The 21,918-nt window shown below is 69.2% G+C and carries 22 protein-coding genes; 14 read left to right on the forward strand and 8 right to left on the reverse strand.

Annotation, left to right across the window (positions count from 1 at the left end; translation table 11 throughout):
- Positions 1–123 precede the first annotated feature (123 nt).
- Entirely contained in the window at positions 124–1,347 is a 1,224-nt protein-coding gene (locus tag ACFYPG_RS17905) for a cellulose binding domain-containing protein (protein ID WP_387352880.1), read from the reverse strand.
- Between the two features lie 297 nt (positions 1,348–1,644).
- Here ACFYPG_RS17905 and ACFYPG_RS17910 point away from each other — a divergent pair, with 297 nt between their 5' ends.
- Positions 1,645–2,142, forward strand: a complete 498-nt coding sequence (locus tag ACFYPG_RS17910; protein ID WP_387352882.1) for a YcxB family protein — start codon at positions 1,645–1,647, stop codon at positions 2,140–2,142.
- 32 nt (positions 2,143–2,174) lie between these two features.
- Here the strand turns inward: ACFYPG_RS17910 and ACFYPG_RS17915 are convergent, their stop codons facing one another.
- A complete protein-coding gene (locus ACFYPG_RS17915) occupies positions 2,175–2,690 on the reverse strand; it encodes a GNAT family N-acetyltransferase (protein ID WP_387352883.1) in 516 nt (171 codons plus the stop codon).
- 187 nt (positions 2,691–2,877) lie between these two features.
- On the opposite strand from ACFYPG_RS17915, the gene ACFYPG_RS17920 reads away from it, so the two are divergent.
- From ACFYPG_RS17920 to ACFYPG_RS17945, 6 genes are all read left to right on the forward strand, one after another.
- Positions 2,878–3,252 carry a cupin domain-containing protein gene (locus ACFYPG_RS17920; protein WP_387352885.1) on the forward strand — a complete coding sequence of 125 codons (375 nt, stop codon included), beginning with the start codon at positions 2,878–2,880 and terminating at the stop codon, positions 3,250–3,252.
- A gap of 54 nt (positions 3,253–3,306) precedes the next feature.
- Positions 3,307–3,519 carry a DUF308 domain-containing protein gene (locus tag ACFYPG_RS17925; protein ID WP_387352887.1) on the forward strand — a complete coding sequence of 71 codons (213 nt, stop codon included), beginning with the start codon at positions 3,307–3,309 and terminating at the stop codon, positions 3,517–3,519.
- Positions 3,520–3,762: 243 nt separating this feature from the next.
- Complete coding sequence (locus tag ACFYPG_RS17930; protein WP_387352889.1) at positions 3,763–4,338, forward strand: PQQ-binding-like beta-propeller repeat protein; 576 nt, start codon at positions 3,763–3,765, stop codon at positions 4,336–4,338.
- Positions 4,269–4,847: a PQQ-binding-like beta-propeller repeat protein gene (locus tag ACFYPG_RS17935; RefSeq protein ID WP_387352891.1), complete on the forward strand. Its 579-nt coding sequence runs from the start codon at positions 4,269–4,271 to the stop codon at positions 4,845–4,847. Before ACFYPG_RS17930 ends, ACFYPG_RS17935 begins: the two co-directional genes overlap by 70 nt.
- Positions 4,848–5,033: 186 nt before the next feature.
- Positions 5,034–5,453 carry a VOC family protein gene (locus tag ACFYPG_RS17940; RefSeq protein ID WP_387352893.1) on the forward strand — a complete coding sequence of 140 codons (420 nt, stop codon included), beginning with the start codon at positions 5,034–5,036 and terminating at the stop codon, positions 5,451–5,453.
- A gap of 38 nt (positions 5,454–5,491) precedes the next feature.
- The gene (locus ACFYPG_RS17945) at positions 5,492–5,989 is read left to right on the forward strand and encodes an N-acetyltransferase (RefSeq protein WP_387352894.1); all 498 of its coding nucleotides are present in this window, start codon (positions 5,492–5,494) and stop codon (positions 5,987–5,989) included.
- A 60-nt stretch (positions 5,990–6,049) separates the two neighbouring features.
- Here ACFYPG_RS17945 and ACFYPG_RS17950 read toward each other — a convergent pair whose 3' ends face one another.
- The gene (locus ACFYPG_RS17950; RefSeq protein ID WP_387352896.1) at positions 6,050–7,504 is read right to left on the reverse strand and encodes an alkaline phosphatase PhoX; all 1,455 of its coding nucleotides are present in this window, start codon (positions 7,502–7,504) and stop codon (positions 6,050–6,052) included.
- Positions 7,505–7,683: 179 nt separating this feature from the next.
- Here ACFYPG_RS17950 and ACFYPG_RS17955 point away from each other — a divergent pair, with 179 nt between their 5' ends.
- From ACFYPG_RS17955 to ACFYPG_RS17970, 4 genes are read left to right on the forward strand one after another with little or no spacing between them, the layout of a single operon-like run.
- A complete protein-coding gene (locus tag ACFYPG_RS17955; RefSeq protein WP_387352898.1) occupies positions 7,684–8,481 on the forward strand; it encodes an ABC transporter ATP-binding protein in 798 nt (265 codons plus the stop codon).
- Positions 8,478–9,239: an ABC transporter permease gene (locus tag ACFYPG_RS17960; protein ID WP_355006948.1), complete on the forward strand. Its 762-nt coding sequence runs from the start codon at positions 8,478–8,480 to the stop codon at positions 9,237–9,239. The genes ACFYPG_RS17955 and ACFYPG_RS17960 overlap by 4 nt, the downstream gene beginning before the upstream one ends.
- A 46-nt stretch (positions 9,240–9,285) precedes the next feature.
- Positions 9,286–10,065, forward strand: coding sequence for a MerR family transcriptional regulator (locus ACFYPG_RS17965; protein ID WP_387352900.1), 780 nt, complete (start codon positions 9,286–9,288; stop codon positions 10,063–10,065).
- Positions 10,066–10,121: 56 nt separating this feature from the next.
- Positions 10,122–10,322: a hypothetical protein gene (locus ACFYPG_RS17970; protein WP_387352902.1), complete on the forward strand. Its 201-nt coding sequence runs from the start codon at positions 10,122–10,124 to the stop codon at positions 10,320–10,322.
- A 65-nt stretch (positions 10,323–10,387) separates the two neighbouring features.
- Here ACFYPG_RS17970 and ACFYPG_RS17975 read toward each other — a convergent pair whose 3' ends face one another.
- The gene (locus ACFYPG_RS17975) at positions 10,388–11,866 is read right to left on the reverse strand and encodes an arabinofuranosidase catalytic domain-containing protein (RefSeq protein WP_387352904.1); all 1,479 of its coding nucleotides are present in this window, start codon (positions 11,864–11,866) and stop codon (positions 10,388–10,390) included.
- 205 nt (positions 11,867–12,071) lie between these two features.
- Between ACFYPG_RS17975 and ACFYPG_RS17980 the strand changes: the two genes are divergently transcribed.
- Complete coding sequence (locus tag ACFYPG_RS17980) at positions 12,072–13,085, forward strand: LacI family DNA-binding transcriptional regulator (RefSeq protein ID WP_387352906.1); 1,014 nt, start codon at positions 12,072–12,074, stop codon at positions 13,083–13,085.
- Between the two features lie 9 nt (positions 13,086–13,094).
- On the opposite strand, the gene ACFYPG_RS17985 is transcribed toward ACFYPG_RS17980, so the two are convergent.
- The 4 genes from ACFYPG_RS17985 to ACFYPG_RS18000 all read right to left on the reverse strand — a co-directional run bounded on the left by ACFYPG_RS17985 (position 13,095) and on the right by ACFYPG_RS18000 (position 17,913).
- A complete protein-coding gene (locus ACFYPG_RS17985) occupies positions 13,095–14,807 on the reverse strand; it encodes a trehalase family glycosidase (RefSeq protein WP_387352908.1) in 1,713 nt (570 codons plus the stop codon).
- A gap of 56 nt (positions 14,808–14,863) precedes the next feature.
- Positions 14,864–15,688 carry a carbohydrate ABC transporter permease gene (locus ACFYPG_RS17990; protein ID WP_357232106.1) on the reverse strand — a complete coding sequence of 275 codons (825 nt, stop codon included), beginning with the start codon at positions 15,686–15,688 and terminating at the stop codon, positions 14,864–14,866.
- Positions 15,685–16,524 carry a sugar ABC transporter permease gene (locus ACFYPG_RS17995; RefSeq protein ID WP_355006941.1) on the reverse strand — a complete coding sequence of 280 codons (840 nt, stop codon included), beginning with the start codon at positions 16,522–16,524 and terminating at the stop codon, positions 15,685–15,687. Before ACFYPG_RS17995 ends, ACFYPG_RS17990 begins: the two co-directional genes overlap by 4 nt.
- 147 nt (positions 16,525–16,671) lie before the next feature.
- Positions 16,672–17,913: an extracellular solute-binding protein gene (locus tag ACFYPG_RS18000; RefSeq protein WP_387352911.1), complete on the reverse strand. Its 1,242-nt coding sequence runs from the start codon at positions 17,911–17,913 to the stop codon at positions 16,672–16,674.
- 337 nt (positions 17,914–18,250) lie between these two features.
- Between ACFYPG_RS18000 and ACFYPG_RS18005 the strand changes: the two genes are divergently transcribed.
- The gene (locus ACFYPG_RS18005) at positions 18,251–20,047 is read left to right on the forward strand and encodes an RICIN domain-containing protein (protein ID WP_355006939.1); all 1,797 of its coding nucleotides are present in this window, start codon (positions 18,251–18,253) and stop codon (positions 20,045–20,047) included.
- 182 nt (positions 20,048–20,229) lie between these two features.
- Positions 20,230–21,810, forward strand: coding sequence for an arabinofuranosidase catalytic domain-containing protein (locus tag ACFYPG_RS18010; protein ID WP_387352913.1), 1,581 nt, complete (start codon positions 20,230–20,232; stop codon positions 21,808–21,810).
- Positions 21,811–21,918: the final 108 nt, after the last annotated feature.

A 21,918-nucleotide genomic window follows, 5' to 3' on the forward strand; every position in this document is an offset into this window, starting at 1 on the left:
GCTCCCCCCCCAGCCCACACAGCCCCCCGGGCCCCCCCCCCCCCCCCCCCCCGGCCCCCCCCCCCCCGGGGGGGGGGGGGGGGGGGCCCCCCCCCCCCCCCCACGACTCAATCTGCCCGGGCGTCAGCTTCCGGTGCAACTCGCTGTGGCTCCGGTGCCGCTGCCGGCGCCCTGGAATCCGAAGCTGGTGGCCTGACCTGCGGCCAGTCTCCCGTTGTAGCTCTGGTTGGCGACGGTGATGGTCCCGCTGGTGCCGCTGCTGAGGCCGTTCCAGAGCGAGCTGACCGACGCGCCGCTCGGCAGGGTGAGGGTGACCCGCCAGCCGGTCAGCGCTGTGGATCCCGCGGTGACGCTGACGTTGGCGACGAATCCGCCGTTCCACTGGTCCTGGACGGAGTAGACAGCGGTGCAGCCGGGGGTGCCGGTCGGCGGCGGTGTCGTCGGCGGCGGCGTGGTCGGAGGTGGCGTGGTCGGAGGTGGCGTGGTGGGAGGTGGCGTGCCGTCGTCGAGCGTCAGGTTCTTCTGCTGGACGCTCCACTGGCTACGGCACAGACCGCAGTCGGCGCCGACGAAGTTGCGGCCGGCGGTGGCGTCGCCCTTCAGTCGCCACTTGAAGTAGAGAGTCGCCACCCGGCCGAACTCGCCGCCGTTGGCCTGGTCGTAGGTGCCGCCATGCCCGACGTTCAGGTTGCCCATGAACGCGGGCAGGCCGGCGGGCAGCTTGCCCCAGTCGTCAATGGCGTTCGGGTAGGCGATGTCGCTGGGCCCGCCGACAAAGTAGGCGATCGGCTTGGTCAGTCTCCTGAGCTGATAGTCGTCGGCGTCGTTCAGCAGACCGCTGCTGAAGATGCCGGTCGTGGTGACGCGCGGGTCGTTCGAGACGGCGTACGCCTCCAGGCCTCCGCAGGAGAAGCCCGCGACGGCGACCTTGCTCGTGTCGATCTTGTTGTAGTACTTGCTGCCCTGCCGGGAGTTCTCCGCGACCGCCCAGTCGATGGACTGGGTGAGCATCTGGGAGGTGGTGGAGCCGGACCCGTTCGGGGCGCCGTTGGCGATGGCGAGGAAGCCGTGGGAGGCGATCTCGCGGAGGAAGTTGCCCTGGGAGAGGCCGTTGGCCGAGCAGCCGCCGTTGCCCCACACGACGATGGGCAGGCGTTCGGACGGGAGGGTCTGCGGTCGGAAAATGGTGTGATTGGCCAGGGTGGCCGAGGTTTCGTAGTCGGCGGGGTAGGGGCCGGAGCCGCCGATGGCGGCGGACGCCGGTGTCCCGCCGAGCGCCATGATCACGGAGGTGACCGGGACGATGGCGGCCGCCAGCCCCGCGTGGATCTTCGATCGCCTTCTCATTGACCCTCCAGCGCACGTCACGGTGGCGCTCCCGGCGGCGGTCGTTCGTTCGCGCCTCGACCAGGGTGGTCAGCGCTGGCCACGGGTCAGGTCGACGTGGGCGCGTCGGCCATCCGGCCGCGGTCCCCACAGGCGATCCGATGGGAGCTGAATGCAGTCACTATCACCGGCGCAACGAACAGTGTCAATGTCTGGTCGGCCCTGGCCAGCCGGAGACGGCGCGGCACGGCATGGCCTCATCCCGCGGGGCGGAGGTAAGGCGCTACCAGGGGCGGACGGGAGCACTATCGTTCTGGCGTGCACATCCGCTTTGACGTCCCCGCCGATCCCGCCTACCCGAGCCGGGTGGCCGCCGCGCTCGGCAATGTTCGGCTACGCAGATTCGGCTACATCGGCGCGGTCCTGACGGCGGTCGGTGTCATCGGTCTCGCCGTCTCGCGGGGGTTCGGATGGGGCGAGCGGAGTTCGCCGCTGTGGACCGCGCTGCTCGTGGCTGGCGTGCTGTCGATGCTGTACCGGCCGTGGGTGCTGGCACGCGCACGACGCCGCTCCGGTAACTACGCCGTCGAGGGTGCCTACGACATCACCGACGACAACATCATGATGCGCAGCGGCTCGGAGTCCGGCGGCATCGCCTGGGACGGGGTCGGCCAGGTTCGGGACGCCGGAGATTTCTGGGTCGTGTACGTCGGCCGGATGCCGGCGACCGTGATTCCGCGCTGGCTGATGTCCGCCGAGGACGCCGAGACGTTGCGCGCCCACATGACCGAACGAGGGCTGCTGCCCCGTCGGTGAACCCGGCTGCCGTGGGCCGTTGGGGGATCGGGTTACCGCGTCGGGGTCGGTCGCTGAACGGCGCCGAGAAGTACCTCGTACCGGTAGAGATCGTCGTTGGTGCCGCTGTGCCGGAAGCCGGCGTGTTCGAGGGTCCGCCGAGAAGCGACGTTGTCGCCGGTGGTCTCGGCGACAACGCGGGACAGTCCGTGTGCGGTTGCGAGGTCGAGCAGGGCGGTGAGCGCCTCCGCCGCGTAGCCGTTTCCCCGGGCTGACGGGGAAAGGCCGTAACCCACCTCGATGCATCCGTTCTCCGGCTGACCCTTGAACCCGATTCCTCCGATGGCCTTTCCGTCGGAGGCCCGGGTGATCCGGTAGTGTCCGAATGGACGTCGGTCGCCGTGGGCGGCGGTGGCGGCGAGAAAGCCTCTGATGCCGCGGATGTCGCCGTCGAAAGGGAAGTCCTCAGCCCAGTCATCCTCGGCCGCGGCACGCCGCTCGACGATGCGTTCACCCTCCGCACTGTCGATGGGGTGCAGGCGCAGTCGCGGCGTACGAAGCTCGGTCACGGGCCACAGCGAAGCAGCCCTCGGGAATCAACACAAGCCGATTACGGGCCGGGCGCAGACCGGCTTCGCGGAGTCGGCCCTCCGTGTCGGCATCCGCGCTCCTAATCGGCTGCGGCTACCTATCCTCGATGGGGATGCACCACATCCGAGTAGTGGCCGTCGGCCCGACGGCTTACAGGAGGCTGTCATGAGCACCAAGGATCGACCTGCGGGGATCAGCCCCACAGCGGTGGAGTCAGCACCAGGGTTGTGGCGGATCGATCTGCAACGGCACGACCTCAGCATCCCCGGGCGAGAGGTCATTCAGACTCGGGTGGAGTTCACACCGGATTCGCCACCGTTCAAGCATTTCCACCCCGGCGAGGAAATCATCTGCGTTCTGCAGGGAACGCTGGAATATCGGCTCGAGGGGCAGCCACCCATGGTGTGCCACCCCGGCGACGCGCTGACCGTCCCCTACGGTGTGCACCACCAGGCACGCAACGTTGGCGACGGTATCGCGGTCGAGTTGGCCACGTACGTCGTCGAGAAGGGGAAGCCGCTTCTCACCAAGGTGGAGTGAGCGTAGCCACGCCGCTCCGTTTGCGGGATCGGCGCGTCGGGCAGAAGGCACGCCATGACGAATGAACGGGTCAAGTCTGTCGGTGGCTACACGATGCGAATCCTCGGCGTGGTGGCGACCGTCGTGGGCGTACTGGCGATCGTCTCCAGCCTGTCCCAGAGCAACCTCGTCGGGGTGCTTCTCGGCGCCATCTTCCTCGCCGGCGGGGTGGTCCTACTCAAGCACTCAGGCGCACGGGCGACGCCCAGGCCACGAAGCAAAAACTGAGCCATTTTCATCGTTTCGGCGCAGGTCACGATAATGGTCGACCCCGATGTCCACACGAGACGAAATGCCGCACCGGGTCCAACACATCCGGTTCGTGAGACGCTGACCGCATGCCGTCCGCCGGCCTGATCGACCTGGACGCCACCGCCGACCCTGCCCCGCCCGGGACGAGGCGCTGGCTCCCGGCCCTGGTGGCCGTCGGCGTGCTGGCGTTCGCGGGCGGGGGCCGAAGCTGCGGCACCGTTGAAGCCTTCGCTGGTCCTGCCGCCCGACGGTACCGTCGACGTCCGCTCCGACGGCCACACCGTCTTCGTGCTGGCCCCGTCCGTCGTCGCTGCCTACGAGGTGCCCGGCGGCCGGCAGCGGTGGGCCGTACCGGTCACCGGCGTCGCGCAGCTCGTCGCCGCCGAACGGGGCCGGGTGGTGATCGCCGAGGCCGAGCCGGCCACGCTCACCGCGCTGAACGCCGCCACCGGCGCGCCGGTGTGGCAGGTCGGCGGCTACGCACCGGTCCTGCACGGCACGGCCGGCGCCGACGGTGTCGTCGTAGCCGACCTCCGCGGCACCCGCGCCGACCGGCCCGACCTGGCCGGCATCGACATCCGCACCGGTACGGTGCGCTGGACCCTGCCGGCGCCACCCGGGCCATCGACCCGGTCGGCTCCGATGCGGCCGACCTGCGCGTCACAATCGCCGAGCTCGACGCCGAAGGGGTACTGCGAGTGCATCGCGCCGACACCGGCGCGCTCGTGCGGACCGTCACGCTTGAGCGGCCCGGGAAGGTCGACGGCTTCGACGTTGCCGCGGAGCGGGTGCTGACGTACCGGGCCGACCAGGGGGAGCTGGTGGGCAGCGCCGTGTTCGACCTGACGACCGGCCGGCAGCTGTGGCAGCACCCGGCCGAGCCCGACGGTGTTCAGCTCCAGTGGTGCGGCGGCCTGGTGTGCCGCACCGGCGCCGACGGCGTCACAGCGCTGGACCCGGACACCGGCGGCGTGCGGTGGCGGCTGGCCGGCTGGACCGCGCTGGGCCCGCTCGCCGACGGCCGCATGCTCGCCACCCGGTCCACGCCGGGCGGCCTGGTTCTCGACGCCGCGACCGGGCGGGTCGACGTGCGCTTCGACGGCTGGTCGGTGCTCGGCAGTACCGCCGCCGGTGACCTCCTGGTCACCGCCGCCCGGACGCCGCTGATCGGCGCGCTCGACCCCGCGACCGGAACGGTGCACGTGCTGGGCCGCGCCGCCTCCCCGCCGACGCAATGCATCACGACCGCGACGCTCATGGCCTGTTGGAGCGGCCGGGTCTCGATCTGGACCCCGACCGCCTGAGGAGAGAGGCAACGCTGTGCGAGCAATCCCGCTGTTCGTCGTGGCACTGGTGCTCTGCGGGAGGATTATGTGGTCGCCACTGTGCTGCTGGCCAGCGTGACGCCCTGGCAGCGTTAGCAGACCGGGTTCATTCCGGCGGAGGTACCGGGAAAATAGCGAAGTCGGCACGACCCATAAGGTGAACGGATGTCCGTCAAGCAGTTCCAAGTGACCTTCGACTGCGCCGAGCCTGTGCGCGTCGGTCGTTTCTGGTGCGAGGTGTTGGGGTACCTCCCGCCGCCGCCCCCGGAGGGGTTCGCTACCTGGGAAGATGTCAAATCCGAGGAGCAGGGTTCGTGGTTCGCGTGCAGTGACCCTTCGGGGGTGGGCCCGCGACTGTATTTCCAGCGAGTGCCCGAGGGCAAGGTCGTCAAGAACCGGGTGCACCTCGACGTGCGGGTGGGCACCGGGCTGGTGGGCGAAGAGCGCCTGGCCGCCCTTGAGGCCGAATGCGCGCGACTGGTTCCGCTCGGCGCGGTACGCGGGCAGCTGTTGCTCGCCGACGACGAGAACGAGTCGTGCCTCAACATGCAGGACGTCGAGGGTAACGAGTTCTGCCTCGACTAGGTGGCCGGGCTCCGGCCGGAGGGCTAGTCTCGGCCCTCATGACCTGGCTGCCCGAGGAGTTCGTCCACCCCGTCCACGTGCCGGTGCCTGACACCGCGTTGCATCTGCGGCCGATCCGCGAGGCGGACACCCCGCTCGACTACCCCGCCGTGATGGGCTCCCGCGAGCGCCTGTGGGAGATCTTCGGACCGGCCTGGGCGTGGCCCAGCGAGACGATGACCTACGAAGAGGACCGCGTCGACCTGCTGCGGCACGAGAAGGAGATAGCCGCGCACCAGTCGTTCAACTACGCGTTGCTGGACGAGGGGGAGACGGCGATCCTCGGCTGCGTCTACGTCGACCCGCCGGAGCGCACCGGCTCCGACGCCGAGGTCTCCTGGTGGGTGGTGGACGACCTGGTGGGCAGCGAGGTGGAGGCCGCGGTCGACGCGCTGGTGCCGCAGTGGATCGCCGCGGACTGGCCGTTCCGCCAGCCCCGCTGTCTGGGCCGCGACATCACCTGGCAGGACTGGCTGGCGTTGCCGCGCGTCTCCTGACCGCGGCCGAGCCTGATGGGGGCCAGGCAAGCCCGCCTGGCCCCCCGCGTTCGAGCTCGGTCAGCCCAGGTACTTCTCCCACGGACCGGTGATGGCCAGGGTGAGGCCCGGGTCCTGCATGTTGACGAAGAGCACCTTGCCGTCCGCGCTGAAGGTCGGCCCGCAGAACTCCGAGTCGTTGAGCTGGTTACGGGCGATCGCGTACGTGGGCCCGCCCGGGATCGTGCTGAGCACGTGCGAGGCACCGGACCCGTCCTCGGCGAGCACGAGGCTTCCCCACGGGGTGACCGTCACGTTGTCCGGGCCGTCGAAGGTGAGGTCGGTGTACTTGACCGGCGTGCCCTCCTCGGACTGGGTCTGGTGCGGGAAGTAGGTCACGAGCTGGATGGTCTGGTCCTTGAAGTTGTAGAACCAGACCATTCCGTCGTGCGGTGCCGCGTCCGCCGGCAGGTCACCCTCGTCCCAGGCGTACGAGTTGACCACGTACACGCCCTCGTCGGTGGCCCACACGCCCTCGAACTTGCGTCCGCGGGTGACCTGGCCGTCGGCGAACTGCTCGCGTACCGACCTGGTGCGCGCGTCGCGGTCCGGCACCTCGATCCAGCGGACCGGGAAGGGGCGGCCCAGCTGGGCGGAGGTCAGGTAGGCGACGTCCGGCAGCACCGAACCGTCATCCATGATGATCTGCATCGCGGCGAGGACGCCCGCGTTCGGTGCGAGGCGGGTGAGCACGCCCGGACCGACCTTGACGCCGTGTGGCGCCGTCCAGCGGTAGAAGAGGCCGTTGGGCTCGTCGGCGTCCTCGGAGAGGTAGATCCGAGTGCGGTCCTTGTCGACGGCCAGCGCCTCGTGGGAGTAGCGGCCCAGACACTTGATCGGCCGCGGGTCCGCGCTGCCGTCGGCCCACACCTCGAAGACGTAGCCGTGGTCCTTCTGGTAGACGCCGGACCGGCCGCCCTCTTCCCACTTGTCACCGGCCCGGTCCTCGGTCTCCTCACAGGTGAGCCAGGTGCCCCAGGGGGTCGGCCCGCCGGCGCAGTTGGAGATGGTGCCGGAGAGCGCCACAAACTCACCCAGGTTGCGGCCCGCTAGGTCGGTCCTGATCACGGTGCAACCGCCGGCGTCGACGGCACCCGCGTCGTAGACCGTTCCCTTGACATGCGGTACGCCGAACTCGGCGCCCGGGTCGATCTCGTGGTTCTGGATCAGGGTGTACCGACCGTGGCCGGCGTCGTAGACGGCCATGCCGTCGTGGTCCGACGGGGTGGGGCCCTGGCCGCGGTCGAGCCGGGTCACACCGGTCCGGGTGACGATGGTGTAGCTGAAGCCCTTGGGCAGGGCCAGGATTCCCTTGGGGTCGTCCACGAGCGGCGGGAAGGGCACGTTACCGGGCTTCACCGGCGGGTGCGGCCGGGCCGGGCTGGCCTGGGCCAGGGACGGCAGGCCGCCCGCGACCGCAAGGCCGACACCGGCGGCGGCGCCGCTGGCGAGGAAGGTACGACGAGACGAAGGCACGTGGATCAACTCCTGGTCAAGGCAAGTGCGACGACTGGCAGCCAACTCCTTCGGGTGGACAGCGACACGTCACCAGTGGGATCGGGTGGTGACATCGGAGTTAAGAGTCAGGGTCGCCCGCGCGTCGCCGGGCCATCGGGCTTGACCTTGACGCTGCGTCAACCCTCCATGCTGCCGCCATGAGCAATTCGCACACAACAGCTCAGACCGAGCAGGCCGCGATCCACGTGCTTGGTCTGGAGAAGTCGTTCAAGCAGCTCAAAGTGCTGCGTGGCGTCGACATCGACGTCGCGCGGGGCAGCATCTTCGCCCTGCTCGGCTCCAACGGTGCCGGCAAGACCACAGTGGTGAGGATCCTGGCCACGCTCCTGCGGGCCGACGGCGGGACAGCCCGGGTCGCCGGCTTCGACGTGACGACCCAGGCCGCCGACGTACGGCAGTCGATCAGTCTCACCGGGCAGTTCGCGGCGGTCGACGAGATCCTCACCGGGCGGGAGAACCTGATCCTGGTCGCCCGACTGCGCCACCTCAAGGAGCCCGGTTCGATCGCGGACGACCTGCTGAGGCGCTTCTCGCTGACCGAAGCGGGCGCCCGGAGGGTGCGGACGTACTCCGGCGGCATGCGTCGCCGTCTCGACATCGCGATGAGCCTGATCGGGAACCCGCCGGTCATCTTCCTCGACGAGCCGACGACGGGGCTGGACCCGGAGGCGCGTATCGAGGTGTGGCAGGCGATCAAGGAACTCGCCCGTGGCGGCACGACGGTGCTGCTCACCACCCAGTACCTGGACGAGGCCGAACAACTCGCCGACCGGATCGCGATCCTCCACGAGGGACGAATCATCGTGAACGGCACCCTCGACGAGCTCAAGCAGCTCCTGCCACCCGCCGAGATCGAGTACGTCGAGAAGCAGCCGACCCTCGAGGACGTCTTCCTCACCCTCGTTGGCGCCAAGACCGAGAAGGAACAACGATGAACAGGCACTTCCTCGGCGACACCACGGTTCTGCTGGGACGCTCACTGCGTCACATCGCCCGCAGCCCGGACACCATCATCACCACCGCCGTCATGCCGATCGCCTTCATGTTGCTGTTCGTCTACGTCTTCGGCGGCGCGATCGAGACCGGCTCCGACTCGTACGTGAACTATCTGCTCCCCGGCATCCTGCTCATCACGATCGCCTCGGGCATCTCGTACACCGCCTTCCGGCTCTTCCTGGACATGCAGGGCGGCATCTTCGAACGGTTCCAGTCCATGCCGATCGCACGATCCTCGGTGCTCTGGGCGCACGTGCTGACCTCACTGGTCGCCAACCTGATCTCGTTGGTCGTCGTCGTCCTCGTCGCCCTGCTCATGGGCTTCCGCACCGGGACGAGCGTGCTGGGGTGGCTCGCCGTGGCCGGCATCCTGGTGCTGTTCACCCTGGCGCTGACCTGGATCGCCATCATTCCCGGCCTGACCGCCCAGTCGGTGGACGGCGCGAGCGCCTTCTCGTACCCCCTGGTCTTCCTGCCGTTCGTCAGCTCGGCCTTCGTGCCCACCGCGTCGATGCCCGGCCCGGTGCGCGCCTTCGCGGAGCACCAGCCGGTGACCGCCATTGTCAACGCGATCCGCGACCTCTTCGCGCAGAAGCCGGTCGGATCGGGCATCTGGACCGCCCTCGCCTGGTGCGTCGGCATCCTCGTGGTGGCCTACCTCTTCGCCAACCTGACCTACCGTCGCAAGATCTCCTGAGCGCGATTCGAGGGGGGCCGAGCGACTCGAGGGGCAGGATCAGGACATGCTGACGATCAGTCAACTCGCGGCGTACGCCGGCGTCACGGTGCGGGCGGTACGGCACTACCACCAGATCGGCCTGCTGCCGGAGCCCGAGCGGGACGCCTCGGGCTACCGGCGGTACAGCGCAGGGGCGGTGGTGTCCCTCATCAGGATCCGGATTCTCGCCAACGCCGGCGTGCCGCTGTCCCAGATCGGTCAGATGCTGGAGGCCGACGCGTCGACCTTCGCGGCCGCGGTCGAGGAGATCGACAGGCAACTGGGCGACGAGATCGCACGACTGGAGACCAGCCGGAAGCAGATCGCGCAACTCGCCGCCGGGGATCGTCTGGCGCTCGCGCCGGAGGTGACCGCCTACCTCGACCGGCTCCGGGACATCGGCGTCTCCGAGCGGGTGGTGTCGGGTGAGCGGGACAGCTGGATCCTGATGTCGGCCCGCTGGCCCGAACGGGTCCGCGAATGGATGCCCAGCAAGATCGCGCAGCTCGACGACCCGCAACTCATTCGGCTCTATCGGATCCTGTCGGAGATCTTCGACAGCGACACCAGCGACGACGCGTCTCTGGTGGAGGCCGCCGACATCCTGGCGAGCCTCGCCGAGCAGGCCTACCGCTCCGGCGAGATCGACCTCGGTGAGGTGGCGCAGGACGATCTACCGTTCGACCTTCTGGACGCGTTGGCCGTCGAGGCGGACCCGCGGGTGCAGCGACTGCTGGATCTGATGCGCGAGCGTGGCTGGGATGGTCTGGCGCGGCTGGAGCGGCTGGCAGAGCCGTCCACCTGATCGGCTGTCAGCTCTGTTGGTGGTTCGCCGCGCACGAACCCGCAGGGCTGGTGCAGGTGTCGCGCCACCAGCACACGGATGACGAGTGGGACGACAAGCTGGTCGACAGCCTGGGCCGGGACCTCGGGGACGCGTACGAGGTCCGCTACCCGCGGGTGCCCGACGAGACCGACCCGAGTTACGCCACCTGGGGCGCGGGCGTCCGGCGGGAGATCGCGGCCCTGGACGAGGTGACGGGGGTGATCCGGCGCGACTAGGCCGTCGGTAGTGCCGCCCCCGGCGGTGGTGCGGAGGCGGCACTGCCGATCAATCGTGCGGTGGGTCAGCTACGGGTGGACCACTGCTGGTTGGTGCCGCCGTTGCAGGCCCAGAGGATGATCTTGGTGCCGTTGGCGGTGCCGGCGGCGTTGGCGTCGAGGCACAGCCCGGACAGCACACTGGTGATGGTGCCGTTGCTGTTGACGTTCCACTGCTGGTTGTTCTGGCCGTTGCAGTCCCAGATGATCACCTGGGTGCCGTTGGTGGTGCCTCGGCCGGAGGCGTCCAGGCACTTGTTGCCGTACACCTGGAGTTGTTTGCCAGCGGTGTAGGTCCAGCGCTGCGCGGTGCTGTTGCTGATGCAGTCCCAGAGCTGGACCTGGGTGCCGTTCGTGGTGCTGGCGTTCGGCACGTCGATGCAGCGGCTGGACTGCCCGCCCACGACCTGGACGGTCTGTTGCGGGTTGCCGCCGCCGGTCGGCGCGTAGGCGGCGGCGTTGATGTTGGCCTGGACGGCGTTCTCGGTGGCCGCCGTCGGGTAGCCGGAGGTCAGTACGCCCTCGAAGAAGGTGCCGCGACCGGTGATGCTGTTGTCACCGCCGATGCCGAGCAGGATGGCGCCCTCCTTCTTCATCGGGTGGTAGCCGTTGGGGCGTGGCCCGTCGAAGTAGGTCGTCAGGCTGCCCGACTGGGCGTTGCCGCCCCGGATCGCCCAGTGGTTCGGCTCGCCCTTGACCATGGCGGTGACGAAACGGTGGTTGATCGACGCGATGTTGTTGTAGCCCGCGTTGACGCCGGAGAACAGCCCCCACTCCAGGTCGGCCATGATCCAGGGGCCGGCCCCGGCCCCGTAGCCCCACTGCTTGTTGGCGCCGAAGTAGACGGTCTCCATGATGGCGCGTTCGTCGGCGAGGCTGTTGGTCTGCGCGTTGCCGTAGTCGAAGCAGCACCACTGGTTGTAGTGCGTGCCGTCGACGACCGCGTAGATGCCCTCGGGCTGGTCGCCGGTCGCGACACCGTTGGTGTTGTTGTTGCGGTAGCCGGTGCCGGGGGCGATGTAGACGCCGTACGCCCTCTGCCCGCCGACGGTGACCGGGGCCGCCTTCGCGTCGGCGAGGTTGTCCCAACCGCCGGGGGCGGGGCCGGCGAAGCCGCCGGGGGGCGCCTGGGTGAGGCGGTTGTTGCGGCCGGACTGGTCGTAGATGATCGTGATGACGCAGTTGGTGTTGGCGCAGAACGTGTCCTGGGTGGCGGCGTTGGCGTAGCCGCCCTCGCTGAGCACGCCGACGTCGCGGGTGGTGTTGTCCGACGATCGTCGGACCTGGTAGAGCGGGCCGTTGTACGCGCCGTACAGCGCGCGGGTGGTGCTGTGCGCGGCCACGCACGGCGTGCCGCCGGAGGCGTAGATGTCACATGGACCGGTGCCGGCGGCGTGGGCGACGCCAGGGGCGTCCGAGACCACGTAGGCGCCGGCGCCGACGACGAGGACGAACAGGGTCCCGGCGGCGGCCATCAGGCGACCCAGCTTTCTCTGCACGTTCATCGGATCCTTTCGGGGTGCGTGGTGGGGTGGGGTGCGGCGATGGAATTGACGTCACACGTCATACCTGTGACATTAATGGTCGTCCATCTATTGACGCTAGTTGGCACACGTTGGTCATCGATCGATGAGCCTGAGGACGGATATGCTGGTCAGCGGAGCAAGGTGCGTCCCCGTGTCGGGGCAAAAGTCGATTCGAGGGCGATTGATGAACATCGGGGAGATCGCTCGCCGGGCGGGGGTGTCCCGCAGCACCGTTTCCTACGTGCTCAGCGGAAAACGCAGCGTGTCGGCGGCGACCCGGCAACGGATCCAGTCGGTCATCGACGAGTTGGACTACCGGCCGAACGCCAGCGCCCGCGCTCTCAAGGAGGGGCGCACCCGCACCCTCGGGCTGGTCATCCCGCCGGCGAGCCAGCGGTTGACCGACATGCAGCTCGGCTTCGTCGCCAGCGTCGTCGAAGCCGCCGCCCGCCACGACCTCGACGTGCTGCTGTCCCCCTCCGGTGGCGACCATGACCGGTCGTTCGAGCGGATCGTCACCGGGCGCCGGGTGGACGGCGTGGTCCTCATGGAGATCCGGTTGGCGGATGACCGGGTGACCCGGCTGACCAAGGCCGGGCTGCCGTTCGTCACCATCGGGCGGACCGCCGAGCCGCACGGGATGAGCTGGATCGACATCGACTACGCCGGGCTGATCGCCCGGTGCGTGCAGCACCTGGCCGACCTGGGGCACCGGCACGTGGCACTCGTGAACCGGTCCGCCGAGTTGGTGGCCGCCGGGTACGGCCCCAGTCATCGCGCGCTGACCGGCTTCCGTACTGCGGCGGCCGAGCGGGGGTTGACCGGCGTGGAGGTCTGCAGCGGCGACGACACCGCCTCCGGCGAGGCGTGTATGGAGCAACTGCTCGCGACGCACCCGGAGGTCACGGCGGTGGCCACCATCAACGAGGCCGCACTGCCCGGAATGCAGCGGGCGTTGACCGGCGCCGGGCTGTCCGTGCCACGCGACTTCTCCGTCACCGGAGTCGCCGCGCAGCACTGGGCGGAGGATTTCCGCCCGCCGCTGACCGCCGCCGACGTGCCGATGGTCGAGATGGGCGCCGAGGCGGTGTCGCTGCTTCTGGAGATCATCGCGGCTCCCGGTGCCGTGCCACGACACCGCCTGTACAGCCCGCCCATCTCGTTGCGTTCCAGCACCGGCCCGGTCCGGAGCCGCTGATCCGACCGGTTACCCGCCCCTGACCCGCCGCTCCTCCTGGGCGGCGGCGAGGATGAGATAGCTGCTGGCGGTCCAGGTGTAGGCGCGGTCCCGCAGCCCGGTGCCGGTCTCGGCGTCGAAGTTCTCCGCGAAGCCGGACTTCTCACACAGCGCGAGGAACCGCCGACTGATGTCGTCGGCGATCCTGGTCTGCCCGGCCCGGCGCAGGCCGTCCTCGACGAGGACGGTGGAGGGCGCCCAGATCGGGCCCCGCCAGTAGCCGTCGGCGAGGTAGTGGGCCGAGTCCGTCGGCTCGGTGGCCAGACCGTGCGTGGTCAGGTGGGTCTCGACGCCGCGCGCCAGTGCGGCGGCGACCGGGGCCGGGAGGTCGGCCCCGAGCGCGACGGGCATCAGGTCGAGCAGGCTGCGGCTGGCTCGCCGGTGCCCGGTGTGAGGGTCCCGGGCATGGAAGCGTTCGCCGTCCCACAGGTCGCGCAGCATGGCCCCGTGGATCCGGTCGGCCTCCTGCCACCAGCGGTCGGCGGGCTCACCCAGCTCGGTGGCGAGGTCGGCGAGGCAGCGAAGCTGCGAGACCAGGAACGCGGCGAGGTCGGCCGTCTCCAGGACCCGGTTCTCGTCGAAGGTGGTGGCGTTGTCCCAACCGCTGTCGTTGCCGTGCTGATAGTGCGGCAGGTCGTGGCCGGGAGCCCGCCGCGCGTCCAGCCAGAACTCGGTCCAGCGGGCGAGCCGGTCGTACGTCTGCGCCAGCGCCAGCCGGCTCGGCGGCTGGGGAAGGCGTCGGCGCAGGTGACGGAGGGCCCAGCCGTGGATGGGGGGCTTCACGTAGTTGTGCAGGACCTCGGAATGGGTGACCGAGTCGGGGAGCGCGCCGGTCTCGTCCTGGTGGTCGAAGGGCAACTGGAACTGGTGCCAGGCCAGCTCCGGCTCGCCGGCCGCCAGGGCGATCGCGTTGAAGCAGTGGTCCCAGCTCCACACCTTGTCCATCCAGTGCTTGGACATCAGGACGGCCGGCCGGGTGACGAAGCCGGCCGGGGCGACAGTGGCCGACCACAGGACGTACGCGGCCAGCTCGGCGGCCGGGGTCTCCGGGCCGCGCCAGGGCGCGATCGCGTCGACGAACGCGGTGAACTCCGCGAACCGGTCGCGGCGCAACTGCTCGAAGGCGACGGATCCGGCGTACGGGCGGCGGGCGGTGGCGTACTCCTCGATCGCGATCTCCCACGGCTGGTCGCCGGAAAGGTCAAGGGAGCGGTCGGCCGTGCCGAGCGCCTGCGCACCCCGGGTCCGCAGCGGAGCGCCGGAGAGCACCGTGACCCGGTAGCGGCGACCGGTCTCGTACGAGGTGAACACATGTGATCCGTCGACCGGGTCGGCGTACAGGTAGGTGCCGCTGAAGGGGGTGAGGGTGTGCGCGGCGGCGGCCACCTGCAGGCCGAGCCGGTGGCCCCGGATCCGCAGGGTGTCCGGCCCGTCGTAGACGGCCTCGATCCGGTCGGCCCCGTTGCGCCAGGTCAGCAGTGCGGGCGTGGCGACGACAGTGGTGCCGGCGACAGTGGGGGTGAGTCGCAGCACGGGGTGCATCCCGGTCTGGTGGGAGACCAGGTGCAGGTCGTCGGCGTACGTCTTCTCGGCTACCACCGGGGAGATGTTGAACCAGGATCCGCGGTAGCTGAACGGGATGTCCTGGATTCCGAACTCCGGACCGGACGGGGCGACGGTCATGGGTGGCGGGTGCCTTTCTGTGGTGCGGGTGGTCTGTCCTGGACCGCGGCGGTTGGTCAGTCCTTGACGGCGCCGGCGGTCACGCCCATCGAGACGTACCGCTGGGCCAGGATCAGCAGGACGGCGGCGGGGATCGAGGCGACGACGGCGGTGGCCATGATGGCGTTCCACTGCTGGTTGTTGTTGCCGATGTAGTGGTAGATGCCGAGGGTGATCGGCTGGTAGTCGCCGCCTCCGGCCAGGGTCGAGGCGAAGATGAAGTCCGACCAGGACCACAGGAACGCGAAGAGCGACACAGTGACGATCGAGTTGCGGCTGACCGGCAGCACGACCGACCAGAAGGTCCGTAGCCGTCCGGCGCCGTCGACCACGGCGGCCTGGAGCAGCTCGTCGGGGATGCCGGACATGAAGGCCGTGAAGATCAGGACAGCAAACGGCACCGCGAGCGTCGTGTCGGCCAGGATCAGGCCGGGCAGCGTGTTGAGGACGCCGAGGGTGAGGTAGATGGCGTAGAAACCCATCGCCATGATGATCCCCGGGATCATCTGCGCGATCAGCAGCAGGAAGCTCAGCGCCGGGCCGCCGGGTGGCCGAAGCTTCGCCAGCGCGTAGCCGGCGGGGGCCGCCAGCGCCACGGTCAGCACCACAGTGCCGAGACCGACCAGAAAGCTGGTGCCGAGGTACGGCAGTTGCTGGTCGAGCACCGCCCGGTAGCCGTCCAGGGTGCCGTTGACGGGGAACAGGTGCGGGGGACTGGCCCGCATGTCCTGGTCCCGGGTGAAGGACACATTGATCATCCAGTAGACGGGGAAGAGCATCAGCCCGGTCAGCACCAGGCCGACGCCGGTCTTCCACCAGGCCCGAGGCGTCGAGGTGGTCATCGCAGCTGCTGCCTCCGCTCGATCCGGATGTAGACCAGGCCGGCGATCAGAGCCAGCACGATGAGCAGGTTCCCGATGGCCGCGCCCGGGCCGAAATCGGGCAGCAGGTTGCCGAAGCCGAGCCGGTACGACCAGGTGGCCAGCGTTGCCGAGGAGCCGGTCGGACCGCCCTTCGTCATGATCCAGATGATGTCGAAGACCTTCAGCGTGTAGATCAGCCCCAGCAGCAGCGTGATCAGGGAGACGGGACGCAGCAGCGGGAAGGTGATCCCCCAGAAACGCTGCCACCCCGTCGCGCCGTCGAGCGCGGACGCCTCGTACATCTCGGTCGGGATCGCCTGCAGGCCGCTGTAGAGCACCACCAGGTTGAACGGGATGCCGATCCAGACGTTTGCGATGATCACCGAGGTGAGTGACCAGCCCGGCGAGGTGAGCCAGTTGACCGGGTCGATCCCGACGACGCCGAGCGCCGCGTTGACCAGCCCCGAGTCGCTGTTGAGCAGCCACGACCAGGTCGACGCCGAGACGATCAGTGGCAGCAGCCACGGTACGAGGATCAGCGCCCGCAGCGTGCGCGACAGCGGGAAGTGCTGGTGAAAGAAGAGGGCCAGGGCCATGCCGATGGTGAACTGGAAGGCGAGCGAGGCCGCCGTGAAGACCACCGTGTGGGTCAGCGTCGGCCCGAAGGCCGGGTCGGTCAGGACCGTCCGGTAGTTGTCGAGGCCGGCGAAGGGCGCCCCGCCCTGCACGAACGAGCGGACTGTGTACTCGCGCAGGCTCAACTCGACATTGCGGTAGAGCGGGTAGGCGTAGAAGGCCGCCAGGTAGATCGTCACGGGTGCCAGGAAGCCCCACGCCGTCCATCGGTTGGGCCGGCGGGCACGGGACGGGGGAGGCCCGGATGGGGCGGCGGTCGCCGCCCCATCCTGGTCTCGTACGGCAGTGGTCTCGGTCGTGGAGGGCATGGTGTCGGTTCGGATCACTTACCTGGAGGTGGCGGCGGTCTGCGCGGCGGCCAGGGCCTCCTGTGGCGACTTCCCGCCGCTGAGGGCCGACTGCACAGCGGTCCACAGCGCCTCGGAGATCTTCGGGTACTTGGTGCCGAGGTTGTCACCCGTACGGCCCTTGGCTGCCCGGACCGCCTCCACCCAGACCTTGAGCTTGGGGTCCGCTGTGGCCTGTCGTTCCTGCACAGCGGCGACGGGTGCGACGTAGGAGAGCGTGGTGTCCGTGGTGAGGAGGTTGTCGGCGTTGGTCAGGCAGGTCACGAGCTTCTGCGACGTCGCGTACCGGCCGGTCTTCTTCTGCACCGGAATGGAGACGAACTCACCGCCGGTGGGCGCCGGGGCCGGGCCGCCCGCGCTGGCCGGGATCGGGATCGTGCCGTACGAGAAGCCGAGCTTCTCCGCGTTGGCCAGCTGCCAGGTGCCGTTCTCGGCGAACGCGTAGTCGCCGGTGGCGAACTCCTGCCAACTCGTGGTCTGGGTGTTGTTGATGATGGAGTTCGGGGCGTGGCCCTGCTTGAGCCAGTCGGTCCAGAGCGTCAGCGCGGAAACCGCCTGCGGTGAGTCCAGACTCGTCAGTTGGGCACCCGAGCCCCAGAACCAGGGCAGGAACTGGAAGCTGCCCTCCTCGGTGCCGATCGCGGAGAAGGTGATGCCCTTCTTCCCCTTGGCCTTCACCTTGGTCAGTGCCGCGGTCAGTGAGGCCCAGTCCTTGACGGCGGCCGGATCGACGCCGGCGGCGGTGAGCAGATCCTTGTTGTAGTAGAGGGCGAGGGTGTTCGCCCCGATCGGCACCCCGTAGGTCTTGCCGTCGCTCTGGCCGGCGCCGAGCAGGTTCTTCTCCATGGCTGAGACGTCGAGCTTGTTGTCGTCGGTGGTGGTGAGCGCACCGGCTTCGGCCAGGGTGGAGATGACCGGGTTGTCGACGATCAGGACGTCCGGTGAGTTTCCCTGCTGGGCGGCGAGCAGCGCCTTGTTGGTCAGGTCGGTGGTGTCGTATCCGGTCCGCTCGACCGTCACCCCCGCGTCGGTGCCGCACTTCTTGAGCAGCGCCACCCACTCGGAGTCGTCGGTGAACTGTGGATACGGGTCCCAGACGAGGTAGGCGCCGCCGCTGTCCGCGGGGCCGTCGGCGGACGACGAGCAGGCGCTGCCCGTCACTGCGGCGAGAGCTATCACGGCGACGGCGGCCAGGCGCCGCCGACGACTGAATCCGGTCATGTGGTGCCTCACTTCAATCGATCGTCAGGTGGGGTTTGTCGGTTGATCGTCGCGGGTTGGAGCAGCCCAACCATGAGGCGAACCGATTCGACGAATCGGTTCGCCCGAAGATAGGTCTGGCCATGCCCGGGGGTCAAGGGTCAGTTGGGCGCTTCAGAGAGATCGCTGAGAAACATGGTCTTCACCGGGGCGTCACTTCATTGACATCGTTCAGTCCCCGGTCCTACGATCCGTGCGAATCGATTCGCAAGCGCTGCCCTCCGGAGAGCGTCCCCCGCGCCCCACCAAGGAGCCGCCCGTGAAAACCCCGTCCCCCGGCCGGTCACGACGAGCCCGCGTGTCCGTGGCCCGACTCGTCGTCGGCCTGCTCGCCGCCGCTGCCGCCGTCACCGTCGTCCCGTCCCCCGCCCAGGCCGCCGACGAGTCGATCAGCGTCAACTTCGCCACCACGAACGGTGCGCCGACCTACCGCGCCTCCGGCTGGATCTACGGCATGACCGAGAACGCCAGCGGTCCGGCCGACCACTTCTACCGGGACGTCAAGTTCCAGTACATGCGCGCCGGTGGCGCGCAGTTGCCGGGCAGTGGTTGGGTCGGCGGCACCTACGACCGTCGCTGGAACTCCACGCTCGCCCAGGCACGTCGCACCACAGCCCTCGGCGGGAAGTTCATCATCCTGCCGCACGACCTCTGGGGTGCCGACGGCGCCGGGATCTCCCGCTTCCCCGGTGACAACGGCAACTGGACCGACTACGACAACTTCCTGACCCGCCTGATCAGCGACGTCCGGGCGTCCGGGCTGTCGGTGCAGTGGGACATCTGGAACGAACCGAACATCACCATCTTCTGGAACCGGCCAATCTCCCAGTACCTGGAGCTGTGGCGGCGCACCTACCAGCGCATCCGGGCGGAGTTCCCCAGCCAGCTCATCGTCGGGCCGAGCTGCGCCTGCGTACCGTCGACCAACCACACCTTCTGGAACCAGTACCTCGACTTCGTCCGCTCGACGAACACGGTGCCGGACATCATCAGCTGGCACTCGCTGCCCGGTGACCCGGTCGCCAACGTCGCCGCCGCCAACGCCACCCTCGACCCGCGCGGCATCGCCCACCCCCGTCCGTACCAGATCAACGAGTACGGCGCGCCCGACGAGCAGAACCCGGCCGACGGCGCCTGGTACATCGCGCGCCTGGAACGGGCCCGGGCCGACGGCCTGCGGGCGAACTGGGCCAGCGGCGGCAGCCTGCACAACGACCTCGGCAACCTGCTGATCCGTAACTCGGCCGGGCAGCACCAGCCCAAGGGGGAGTGGTGGAACTACCGCTACTACGCCTCCCAGGTCGGGGAGATCGTCGCGGTGACCCCCAGCCAGTCGTACGACGCGTACGCCACGAAGACGGCCGGAGTGGCGAAGGTGCTGGTCGGCGCTGGTCGTACCACCGGGAACCTGACCGTCAACCTGCAACGCCTGGACACCACCAGCGGCATCGTGCAGAACAACCAGGTCCGGGTCGTCACCCAACGCATCCCGCACAACGGTGGCGGTGCCGTGGCGGGTCCGGTCACTGTCTCGAACAGCGTGGTCGGGGTGTCCAACAACAACGCCACGGTGACCGTGCCGTACACCAACCAGACCGACACGTACACCGTCACGCTGCTACCCCCCTCGGACGGTGGCTTCCAGTCAGTGGCGGTGGCCCAGCACTCGCAGCAGTGTTTGAACAACGCCGGTCTGAGCACCGCCGACGGCAACGTCCAACAGCAGAACTACTGCGACGGCGGTGACCAGCAGCTCTGGAACTTCGTCCCGGTCGCTGGCGTGGCCAACACCTACACCGTGGTCAACCAGCAGAGTGGCAAGTGCCTCGACGTCAGCGGTGTGTCCACCGCCGACGGCGCGGCGGTGCACCAGTGGACCTGCCTCAACAGTTCCAACCAGCAGTTTGCTCTGCGCAAGGTGACCTACTCGGGCAACGACTCGCACGACTACCAACTCGTCGCCCGGCACAGTGGCAAGTGCGTCGATGTCAACGCGGTCTCCACGGCGGCCGGCGCGCTGGTCCACCAGTGGACCTGCAGGGCGGTGAACCAGGGCAGCCCGTTGAACCAGACCTGGCGGCTCCTGGGGCGGTAGTCGTCCCGGGGGCAGGTGACGCGCTGGCTGTCGGCCCTGGCAGTCAGCGCGTCACCGGACACCACATTCATTGACATGAATTAAACAAAGGTCCTACCATTCGCAGCGATTCGCCATCGCCACCACCCACCCGTGGCGCGTCGACGATCTCCCGCGCTTCCACGACTCCGAGGAGCCACCTCGTGCGAACCCCGTCCCGCAGTGGGTCAGGAACAGCCCGCGACCTCATCCCGAAACGCCAACGCGTCCGACGTCTGACCCTCCTGGCCGGTGCGCTGGCCGGGGTGCTCGTCGTCGTCGGCATCGGCGTCGGCACCACCCCCGCCAGTTCGCCCTTCGCCGCCAGGGCCGCCGCAGCGGCCACCATCCCGCCCGGGCAGAGCACCCCCATCGTCGGCACGCCGTCCGGCCGCTGCCTCGAAGTGCCCAACTCCAGCACCACGAACGGCACCCAGACACAACTCTGGGACTGCAACGGCGCCGCCGGCCAGACCTGGACGTGGACGTCGAGCAAGCAGATCCAGGTGTACGGCAACAAGTGCCTGGACGCCTCCGGCCGAGGCACCACCAACGGCACCCAGGTGATCATCTGGGACTGCAACGGTCAGAACAACCAGCAGTGGAACGTCAACAGCAACGGCACCATCACCGGCGTGCAGTCCGGGCTGTGCCTCGACGCCAACGCCGCCGGCACCGCCAACGGCACCAAGATCATCCTCTGGGCCTGCAACGGCGGCACCAACCAGCAGTGGGCCTCGCCGACCACCACGACCCCGCCGCCGACCAACCCACCGACCGGCGCGCGCCCGTGCGACATCTACGCCTCCGGCGGCACCCCGTGCATCGCGGCGCACAGCACCACGCGGGCGCTCTACGAGGCGTACGCCGGCAACCTCTACCAGGTCCGACGCTCGTCGGACAACACGACCCGCAACATCGGGCTCACGGGCACCGGCGGCACCGCCAACGCGGCGACGCAGGACTCGTTCTGCACCGGCACGACCTGCGTGATCACAGTGGTCTTCGACCAGTCCGGGCGCGGCAACGACCTCTGGTACCAGGGGTCGAGCGTCGTTCCGGGCTCCCCGCAGAGCAAGCCGGCGATCGCCACCTCGGAGTCGCTGACCGTGGGCGGCGCGAAGGCGTACTCGCTCTACATCAACCCGGGCAACAGCTACTGGCGCGACGGGCACCTCACCGGAGTGCCGACCGGCGCGGCGCCCGAGGGCATGTACATGGTCACCAGCGGCACCCACGTCAACAGCGGATGCTGCTTCGACTACGGCAACAGTGAGACCACCCGCAAGGCCGACGCCGCCGGGGCGATGGACGCCATCAACTTCAGCAAGCAGTGCTGGTTCGGCGGCTGCTCGGGCAGTGGCCCGTGGGTGCAGGCGGACCTGGAGTGGGGTCTCTTCCCGGGCGGCAGCAGCTCCTGGAACCCGAACCAACGCTCGTTCGCCAGCAAGTTCGTCACCGCGACGCTGAAGAACAACGGCACCACCCGCTTCGCCATCAAGGGCAGCGACGCGCAGGCCGGCAGCCTCTACACGCTGTACGACGGCTCGCTCCCGCCCGGATACAGCCCGATGAAGAAGCAGGGCGCGATCATCCTGGGCAGCGGTGGTGACTGCTGCAAGCCCGACGGCGGTGCCAACCTGAGCGCCGGCACCTTCTACGAGGGGGCGATGGTCGCCGGCTATCCGTCCGACGCGGTCGAGAACGCCGTGCAGGCCAGCGTGGTGACCGCCGGTTACCGCTGATCCTGACCACGCGGTACGAGTCGTGGGGGGGGGGCCCCCCCCGGGGGGGCCGCCCCCCCCCCGGGGGGGGGCGGCCCGGGGGGGGGGGGCGGGGGCGGGCGCGGCGCG

Source organism: Micromonospora sp. NPDC005553, from assembly GCF_042871765.1.
GTDB lineage: Bacteria > Actinomycetota > Actinomycetes > Mycobacteriales > Micromonosporaceae > Micromonospora.

Excerpts from the sequence above, each read along its gene's own strand:
- ACFYPG_RS17965 (WP_387352900.1), top strand. The coding sequence starts at position 9,286 with ATGCTGACGATCAGTCAACTCGCGGCGTACGCCGGCGTCACGGTGCGG.
- ACFYPG_RS17940 (WP_387352893.1), top strand. The coding sequence starts at position 5,034 with ATGTCCGTCAAGCAGTTCCAAGTGACCTTCGACTGCGCCGAGCCTGTG.
- ACFYPG_RS17975 (WP_387352904.1), bottom strand. The coding sequence starts at position 11,866 with ATGAACGTGCAGAGAAAGCTGGGTCGCCTGATGGCCGCCGCCGGGACC.
- ACFYPG_RS17905 (WP_387352880.1), bottom strand. The coding sequence starts at position 1,347 with ATGAGAAGGCGATCGAAGATCCACGCGGGGCTGGCGGCCGCCATCGTC.
- ACFYPG_RS18000 (WP_387352911.1), bottom strand. The coding sequence starts at position 17,913 with ATGACCGGATTCAGTCGTCGGCGGCGCCTGGCCGCCGTCGCCGTGATA.
- ACFYPG_RS17985 (WP_387352908.1), bottom strand. The coding sequence starts at position 14,807 with ATGACCGTCGCCCCGTCCGGTCCGGAGTTCGGAATCCAGGACATCCCG.
- ACFYPG_RS17960 (WP_355006948.1), top strand. The coding sequence starts at position 8,478 with ATGAACAGGCACTTCCTCGGCGACACCACGGTTCTGCTGGGACGCTCA.
- ACFYPG_RS17945 (WP_387352894.1), top strand. The coding sequence starts at position 5,492 with ATGACCTGGCTGCCCGAGGAGTTCGTCCACCCCGTCCACGTGCCGGTG.
- ACFYPG_RS17990 (WP_357232106.1), bottom strand. The coding sequence starts at position 15,688 with ATGACCACCTCGACGCCTCGGGCCTGGTGGAAGACCGGCGTCGGCCTG.
- ACFYPG_RS17980 (WP_387352906.1), top strand. The coding sequence starts at position 12,072 with ATGAACATCGGGGAGATCGCTCGCCGGGCGGGGGTGTCCCGCAGCACC.
- ACFYPG_RS17955 (WP_387352898.1), top strand. The coding sequence starts at position 7,684 with ATGAGCAATTCGCACACAACAGCTCAGACCGAGCAGGCCGCGATCCAC.
- ACFYPG_RS17920 (WP_387352885.1), top strand. The coding sequence starts at position 2,878 with ATGAGCACCAAGGATCGACCTGCGGGGATCAGCCCCACAGCGGTGGAG.
- ACFYPG_RS17925 (WP_387352887.1), top strand. The coding sequence starts at position 3,307 with ATGACGAATGAACGGGTCAAGTCTGTCGGTGGCTACACGATGCGAATC.